At 35.8% G+C, this 7,910-nt stretch carries 8 protein-coding genes and 1 pseudogene; all 9 read right to left on the reverse strand.

All coding sequences use genetic code 11. The features are described 5' to 3' along the window. Positions 1-33: 33 nt before the first annotated feature. The gene (locus BANA01_RS18790; RefSeq protein WP_063254292.1) at positions 34-834 is read right to left on the reverse strand and encodes a hypothetical protein; all 801 of its coding nucleotides are present in this window, start codon (positions 832-834) and stop codon (positions 34-36) included. A gap of 133 nt (positions 835-967) precedes the next feature. Next, positions 968-1,615 (reverse strand): GTP cyclohydrolase I FolE, encoded by a 648-nt coding sequence (gene folE / locus BANA01_RS18795; RefSeq protein WP_082799591.1) that lies wholly within the window; start codon positions 1,613-1,615, stop codon positions 968-970. 33 nt (positions 1,616-1,648) lie between these two features. Then, positions 1,649-2,326, reverse strand: coding sequence for a helix-turn-helix transcriptional regulator (locus tag BANA01_RS18800; RefSeq protein WP_169803724.1), 678 nt, complete (start codon positions 2,324-2,326; stop codon positions 1,649-1,651). Between the two features lie 177 nt (positions 2,327-2,503). Further along, complete coding sequence (locus BANA01_RS30425; RefSeq protein ID WP_268875099.1) at positions 2,504-3,019, reverse strand: DUF3231 family protein; 516 nt, start codon at positions 3,017-3,019, stop codon at positions 2,504-2,506. An 18-nt stretch (positions 3,020-3,037) separates the two neighbouring features. Further along, positions 3,038-3,445: pseudogene (locus BANA01_RS30430) on the reverse strand (DUF3231 family protein); the annotation flags it as partial. 375 nt (positions 3,446-3,820) lie between these two features. Continuing rightward, the gene (locus tag BANA01_RS18810) at positions 3,821-5,032 is read right to left on the reverse strand and encodes an ABC transporter permease (protein ID WP_063254294.1); all 1,212 of its coding nucleotides are present in this window, start codon (positions 5,030-5,032) and stop codon (positions 3,821-3,823) included. 1 nt (position 5,033) lies between these two features. Further along, positions 5,034-5,918, reverse strand: coding sequence for an ABC transporter ATP-binding protein (locus BANA01_RS18815; protein WP_063254295.1), 885 nt, complete (start codon positions 5,916-5,918; stop codon positions 5,034-5,036). A gap of 119 nt (positions 5,919-6,037) precedes the next feature. Further along, positions 6,038-7,393 carry an arsenic transporter gene (locus BANA01_RS18820; RefSeq protein ID WP_063254296.1) on the reverse strand — a complete coding sequence of 452 codons (1,356 nt, stop codon included), beginning with the start codon at positions 7,391-7,393 and terminating at the stop codon, positions 6,038-6,040. 248 nt (positions 7,394-7,641) lie between these two features. Then, a partial coding sequence (locus BANA01_RS18825; RefSeq protein WP_218008407.1) for a hypothetical protein occupies positions 7,642-7,910 on the reverse strand: 269 nt, incomplete at its 5' end.

Raw genomic sequence — 7,910 nt, forward strand, 5'->3', positions numbered from 1 at the left:
CAAAAACAGTCAGGAAATGAGTTCCTGACTTTTTTAGGATAATTTTAGTTTTGCGATAAATTTAATCTCATTTTGAAATTTTTCTAAAATTTCTTTAAAGGATGAATTGATTAATAGCGGGAAAAGGTTTTCAAGTGCTTCTTCATAATCTTGCCCTAACGCTTCTCGTAAAAGAACATATTCATGAAATAGCAGTGCCTTCTCAAAATCAATTCCAAGTTCATATAAGCCTCGAAACAAAGTCTCTTTAGGAATTTGTTTAATTTTTCTATAGATTTTTTCATTCTTTTCAATAAATTTTTCTTCTAAATAACGCGTTACATAATCTCTATATACCATCTGACCAATATCATTTGTTTCTTTTGCTGTATAATTAAAGCCGATCACACGGCCTTCCTTGTTTTCACGTATAATAAAGGTTTTATTCCCCTTTAAATGTTGAATAAAATTCTTTACACTTTTATCAAAAATTTTGTTGAATTGAATGATTTGATGGAGTTTGACCGCAAAGTCTGTGTTTTCTTCACCCACTACAAATAATCTGTCCACAATAGGTAAAAGTTTTAATACTCCTTCAGACAGCTGACTGGAGGCATCATAGATAATTATATCAAATTCTTTCTTCATTTTTTTTACCATTCGCTTTTGTTCCGAAAGAGACAATTTAGAAAAATCGTGAATCACCTCTTTAGAGAGACCCTCTTTTTCCAATGTTCCATATGAAATAAAAGCTGCTGATAAATCTGTATTCATTTTAAGCCAATGATAAATAGATAAAGATAATTCCGTTACACCTGATTTAGCTTTTGGCGAATAAAAGCCGACCAAGTACATGTTACTCACCTGCCCTTTATTACTATAGTATTGAAAGAACGGTTTAAAGGTTAAAGACTAACTCCTGGATTGTCCCGTTTTTTTAAAAAAGGCTCTGACTACAAAAAAAGATGACATCACATGTATGTCATCCTTACTCCCTTGTGTTTTTTATGAGTGAATAAAATTCAGCCCGAAGATCTGGTCGATTTTCATAGATACCAAGCAGACTTGATGTTGTGGTAACGGTGTTCGTCTTCTTAATTCCTCTGCTGCACATGCACATATGTTTCGCTTCTACTACAACAATGGTCCCTTCTGGCTCTAATACTTCTTCAATGGCTTGAGCTATCTCGGTCGTTAGCCGCTCCTGGACCTGAAATCTTTTTGCATAGCCTTCTACCAATCTCCCCATTTTTGAAAGGCCGGTTATTTTCTCTTTTGGGATATAGCCAATATGCGCTGCACCAAAAAATGGAGAAAAGTGATGTTCACATAAAGAGTAAAACTCAATATCCTTGATTAAAATGAGGCCTTTATGATGAATATCAAACGTCTTTTCTAAATGTATTTTCGGATCTTCTTGATAACCCTCTGTGTACTCAAGAAATGCTTTAAGGACTCTAAAAGGAGTATCAAGTAGACCATCGCGCTCCGGATCATCACCGCAAAGTTTAATTAACTGTTTTACTGCTTCTGAAAACTGAGTAAAATTGGTAAAGTCTCCGTTTGCGGAGGCGGGTTGTTGGTTAAAAATATGTGGAAAATTTTTAGTTAAAATCTGTAACTGCTCACTTTTCATTCATTATCACATCACTCTTTAAATTTTTTAGGACTACTCATTCTCCATAATAATTCGAGGAGTATTTTCGCTGATCGGTTCATCCAACTGAACCTGAAAAACACAACACCCATCCCCATTTTGAAGTCGTTTCTCTCGCTTTACAGAACATCCTAATAAATGCGTTAAAACAGAAACGCTTACACTACAAAGTATAGGGCGCTGTAATGCTACATTATGGAAAGGGCAGTTACGTTCAATTAAGGAATAAACATGATTTTTATTTTCTATTTCCATATATGAATCATCTTTTTTATAGAAATCCTTTAAAGCATTTAGACGTTCTTCTATATTTAATCCGTCTAATTTTCGTTCCCACTGGTGAATTCTTTGTTCAATCATTGCGGAAAGTAAATCTTTTAGTGCTGCTTCACCAAGCGTATTTGATAAGGTATCTAAAACTTCAATGGTTAAATGGTCGTAATTCTTTTCGAACAAATGTTCACCGGCAGTTGTTAACCGGTATTGCAGTACAGGACGGCCAATCCCATTGTTTTCTGAATTACGATTTACCCATCCTTCTTTTTCCAATTGAAGAAGGTGCTGCCGTACTCCTTCCCCACTTATATCTAGGTAGGAAGCCAGCTCGCTCATTGATGAAGATCCGTTATTTTTAATATACTGTATGATTCTACGGCGCGGTTCTGACATTTGGTCAACGCGGAAACTCATCATCTTCACCCCTAGGTTCTCTTTCTAAAATATATTCAGGTATGGTTTAAATTGTTCAAGTTTTTCAATGAAAAACTTGTTAAATTAAATCAACAAAAAAACCCCTTCGCTTTGAAAGGGCTGTGCTGGAATAATTTTAATAATAAGGGTAGCCGCTATAATGTGTGAATATCATTTTTAACCCTTTATTAATTGGTCACGATCTTCTGCTTGAGGTGGTTCTTTCAACCAACCATGATTAATCATGATATTAGCACCATCTTCGGCATATAGTGAAATTTCGGGGATTAAAGTTGCATATCTTAACCCTATATCTCTTCTTGGACTGGCAGCCATAGCCATGCCGTAGTTTCCAATGCCTGCTGCAATCATTCCAGTTATATGAAACATGATTAATTTATCAGAGAAAACAGGTGTTTTTGAATCTGAAACCGCCGTATCCCAACTCATTGGTGCGGGAAGGTCTTCTTTTTTCAAAAAGTCACTAAATATATCTACATGCTTTTGAGCAATTTGCTTTCCTCTATATAAGAATTGTTTTATTTCTTCATTTTCAGTGGTTTGGGCAAATCCCGTTATCAGTGCTTTTCCAATCGCGTTCGTTTGGACATTTAGAAATAAATGAGTAATTTCTACACCCGTAATAGCCCTTTTAGGACCGAAGAACCCTGCTAAGAACTGCTGTTTCTTCACAAAGTCGACTTTATCAGGTACAGAAATATAAGGTGGTTTTATATACGTTCCCTGTTTTAACATAATCTCTCTTGATAAATCCTGCAGGTAAGCAGAAGCTTCTAATACCTTTTTATGAAAAGATACAACGTCAGGCCGTGTTGCTAAGCCAAGTGCTGCACTATTTGCTGCCATAGCAAGAATAGACATATTTTTAAAATACATTTGTACAAAAGTGTCAGAAAACAGTTTCGGTGCATGAGCATGTACATCATCATCATTAAATCCAACTGGTATAGGGAAATTCTCTTTTCTAAAAAGCTCTTGCATGGTAGAGATATTAGTTTTTGCTGTTTGTAGGACAAATTCAATAATCGGACGGGTTTCTTCATCTTCTACTTTTTCTAAAAAGTGAGTGCTAACACATGCAGCTAGTGAATCGTTTAAATATTGGGTCCATTATGTCGACATTTCAGATGCTGTTAAACGAAGCTGTGCTTTATCCTCCAATGTCATTACCTCGCTCTTCATTATAGTGAAGCTGTGGCAGTCACTTTCTTCGGGAGTTCCATCTGGGTTCCTTAATAAACTTTGACTAAGCTTTTCGTTTAATTAGGACCTAATCTTATTTTCCCCCAAATATAGGAAAGGTAATATATGAATTGGTGTTATTATGAAAGAAATATTGATTTCATGCGAATGTACTTTGATCTTTCGCTGGATATTTGCTGAATCCCTAGTTTCATCAAATAATCTAAGTATACATCCAAAAATAAAAGCCAAAAGATCGTAAAAACAGACCTATTGGCTCTATTTGTATATTTACTTTTTAAACATGGCACTCAAATGAGACCATTTGAATTTCTCACCGTACACCATTACACCTTTCACATAAATCTTAGAAGCCCCTATGGCAAGTAATAGAATAGACGTGACTAAAATGGCGCCGCTAATAATTAATTCCAATGTAGTAAGCTCTCCCATTACAAATTTAGAATACGCTACAATTGGTGAAAAGAATGGGAAATACGTTGAAAAGTTTACGAGTCCTCCTGTAGGATCCATCATGGTTTTGATACCTACCATTAGCGCTCCAACAACAAGTACCATGACTGGACCCATTACGCTGCCTAAATCTTCCGTTCTAGAAATCAATGAACCTAGTGCAGCGAAACATAATGCGTAGACAAGATAACCACAAGCAAAGAAAAAGACAAAGGCGACAATTAATCCAGCATTAATTTGAGATAAATCAAAATCAAATCCTACAATATTAAATTGATTTTTATTAATCCATCCAATAAGGTAAGCGACATACCCTGAAAGAAAAAAGACTGAGACTTGAATTAAGCCAGCGGTTAAGCTTGAAAGCACCTTAGCAAAAAGCATGTAAATCGGTTTAATTTTCGTAATCATAACTTCCATTACTCGCGTCGATTTCTCACCGGTAATACTCATTGCCACACCTTGGCCAAACATTAGGATAAAAGTGTACATTAGGAATATGAAAACATAAACAATCCCAAGGCTTCCATTGTTCTCTGCGAGCATCGTTTCTTCTACAGGAATGGTTTGAAATAATTGACTGATAACCTCCTGAGACAAAGCTTGTTCAGTAGAAACTTTTGCCAAATATTGCTGTTGCAACTGATTAGTGAATGCAAACATTACAGTTGGGTCAGGTGACCGATGATAATAATAATTTACGACAGGAATAGAATTCTTCTCTTTAATTACAATTAAGTGATCAAGGTCTTGATCTTTAATTTTCTGTTGTTCCTTCTCTTCATTTTTTATTTGCTCTGTGTGAAGTACTAAGCCCTCTATGTTTTCCTTAAGAATTTTGTCATCAAGGCTATAATATGTACTGGTGTTAATCACTGTAACTAGAACTTCTTTTTCATTTGAGGAAAAATGGTTATAAGCAAAATAGCCAAGGATTAACAGTGAAATGACAATTGAAGTGATACGAAATCCTTTTGTTCGTATTTGTTCTCGAATGTGAAATAGATAGGCTGTCCATAAAGCATTCATGTTACGACCCCACCTTTTCAACGAAAATTTGATGAAGGGTTGGCTGCAAATAGGTGACTTCACTTACAGCAATATCGTCATTTTTTAATTGCATTAAAACCATAAGAGGGTCTTGTTCTTTGTTTAAAGGAATAATAATTCGTTTTTCTTCCTGTTCAAATGAGTATTGCTGCTGCTGACAAAACGATTTTAATTTATCCACATTTCCGTACAGAGACAAATACATTAACCCATATGAATCTTTAATGACTTCTAGCTCTCCTGTTAACAACGCTTTCCCATCTTTCATAATGATCACTTCTTTACAGAATTTCTCCACCTGTTCCATTTGATGGCTGGACATTATAATAACTTTTCCTTTTTGTTTTTCTTCCAGAATAACCTCCGTTAAAAGATTCGTGTTAACGGGGTCCAGCCCGCTAAACGGCTCATCTAGGATAATGAGGTCAGGATTATGTAACAAAGTTGCAACCAATTGAACTTTTTGTTGATTTCCTTTCGAAAGGTCACCTGCCATCTTGTTTCTATACATTTCGATATCAAATCGTTCTAGCCAATAGTCGATACTTCTTTTTATAGTTGACTTGTTCATTCCTTCTAATCTAGCAAAATAGGAAAGTTGATCAACTACCTTTGCTTTCGGATATAAGCCTCTCTCTTCCGGTAAATAACCGAACGAAGCGCCTTTCAACCCATTTTGATTTTTCCACATAACGGTCCCTACATCCTGTGTAACCAAACCAAGCATCATTTTAATCGTTGTGGTCTTCCCCGCACCATTTCTGCCGAGCAGTCCGAAAACTTCACCGGAAGAAACAGAAAATGTTAAATGATCCACGACCGTTTTGTCTCCATATTTTTTTGTTAAATTTATCACTTCTAGCAAAAAATCTTCCCCTTTACTTCAAAAATAAAAATAACACTCTGTAAATTATTGTAAACCACAGAATGTTATTTCTAAAGGGATATTTACCAATTTACACCAAAAACTTACAAGCACCCTCTTTAAACAAATACCAGAAGCAGCCATAGGTAAAGACCGATTAAAGTAAATACGAGTGTTGGCGGAATGACAATTATTGTAACTTTAATATAATCCAGCCACGAAATTTTTATATTATTCTTCTTTAGTATATCCATCCAAATCAATGTTGCCAGGGTACCAATGGGCAGGATTAAGGAACCAATATCACTTCCTATAATATTTGCTAAATAGACTGTCTGGGTTAATAATGGTTCTAATCCCATCTCAGTTAATGCTAGTGTCGATACCATTAAGGCAGGGTGGTTATTAAAGATATTTGATAGGAAAGCTGTGATGATTCCCATGGTGACGCTAGCGTGAAGTAGGCTTCCATTTACAATAGAACTCAGATGTTCTACCAATAGGACTGTTAACCCGATATTGTGTAATCCGTAAATGATGACATACATGCAAAAAGCGAAAATCAAGATATGCCAAGGGATTTTAAATAAAACATCTTTTGGATTTTTCTTTAAATGAATCCATCTCCAGATTAGTAAAATGATTGAACCTACTACAGCTACCAATGAAACAGAAATGTTTAAAAACGAGGCGACAAAAAGGCTGATTCTAACGATAAATACAAAGATAAGCATTTGGATCATTAACTTCTTTTGTTTTTCAAACATATCCTCATTTTTCCTTTGTAAGGGGTGAAAACGATTGTTATTTAACAATGGCAATGTGTAGGAATGGAGCCGGATTTCTTTAGGGATGTCCTTCTTGAAAACGAGGAGTAGTAAATAAGCTAAAAATAGTAGTCCAATCGTTGCAGGAACAAACATCATGGCTGTTTGAAGGTAAAGGTCCATACCGATAATTTTTAGCGCAATTAAATTAACAATATTACTTACTCCAATTGGAGCACTCGAAGCAGTCGCGATTAAGGCACCACTTAAGAGGTATGGTATCTTTTGGCGGTTCTTTAAACCGATATTCTTAAAAATAAGAATGAGAATAGGTGTAGTAATTAATATACTGCCGTCATTGTTGAAAAACATGGTCATCAAAAAGCAAAGTAATAATGTATACCAGAATAAACGAATTCCGGACCCTTTTGATACTTTTAACATCAATGCTGCCGTCCATCTAAAGAAGCCGAAACTTTCCAGTACGATAGCCATAACGATGGTTGCAATTATGGTTACAGCAGCCCCTGTTACTTTCGAACTTATGTCCATTAGGTCAATCATCGAAACGCTACCGCTTAATAAAACAATAACTGCCCCAATCGTTGCTGGGATCGCTTCATTCATATTTTTCGGACGGATAAATATCATCACCATGGTTAGAACAAAAGCGAATATGGTGATAATTACCGTCGATGGATGATACATATATGTTATTTCTCTCCTTTCGATTTATCTACAAATTTTATTCTTAGAAAGCTCCTTTTCACGTCTTTTCTTGTCCTTTGCTTTATCATACGTAGACCCTTAGAGGCTTGAACTAAACGAATATCTTGAATTTATGTAAATCAGCAGGTAACTAGAAATTTTATTGAAATGTTGGTTGGATAATGGCCTATCTTTTTAATGCTAAACGAATACCTAGTGGTACCTTTATAGGCAGCTGTCTAAGGAATTTATGTAAATACGAAAAAAACCGGTACTCCACAAGTACCGGTTGGTAAGATATTATTTTTTTCCTTTTGAGTCTTTGCCTTTTCCTCTGGAACCATGGGACCCCTTGGACCCATGAGAGCCTTTGGATCCTTTACTGCCTTTAGAACCATGAGACCCCTTGGATCCTCTACTTCCTTTGGAACCACGAGAGCCTTTGGATCCTTTACTGCCTTTAGAACCATGAGACCCCTTGGATCCTCTACTTCCTTTGGACCCATGAGAGCCTTTG

The organism is Neobacillus niacini NBRC 15566, from assembly GCF_001591505.1.
In the GTDB taxonomy this organism is placed as follows: domain Bacteria; phylum Bacillota; class Bacilli; order Bacillales; family Cytobacillaceae; genus Neobacillus; species Neobacillus niacini.

Bases quoted from the DNA above. Each gene is read 5' to 3' on its own strand.
- BANA01_RS18790 (WP_063254292.1), bottom strand. From the start codon at position 834: ATGTACTTGGTCGGCTTTTATTCGCCAAAAGCTAAATCAGGTGTAACG.
- folE (WP_082799591.1), bottom strand. From the start codon at position 1,615: ATGAAAAGTGAGCAGTTACAGATTTTAACTAAAAATTTTCCACATATT.
- BANA01_RS18800 (WP_169803724.1), bottom strand. From the start codon at position 2,326: ATGAGTTTCCGCGTTGACCAAATGTCAGAACCGCGCCGTAGAATCATA.
- BANA01_RS18810 (WP_063254294.1), bottom strand. From the start codon at position 5,032: ATGAATGCTTTATGGACAGCCTATCTATTTCACATTCGAGAACAAATA.
- BANA01_RS18820 (WP_063254296.1), bottom strand. From the start codon at position 7,393: ATGTATCATCCATCGACGGTAATTATCACCATATTCGCTTTTGTTCTA.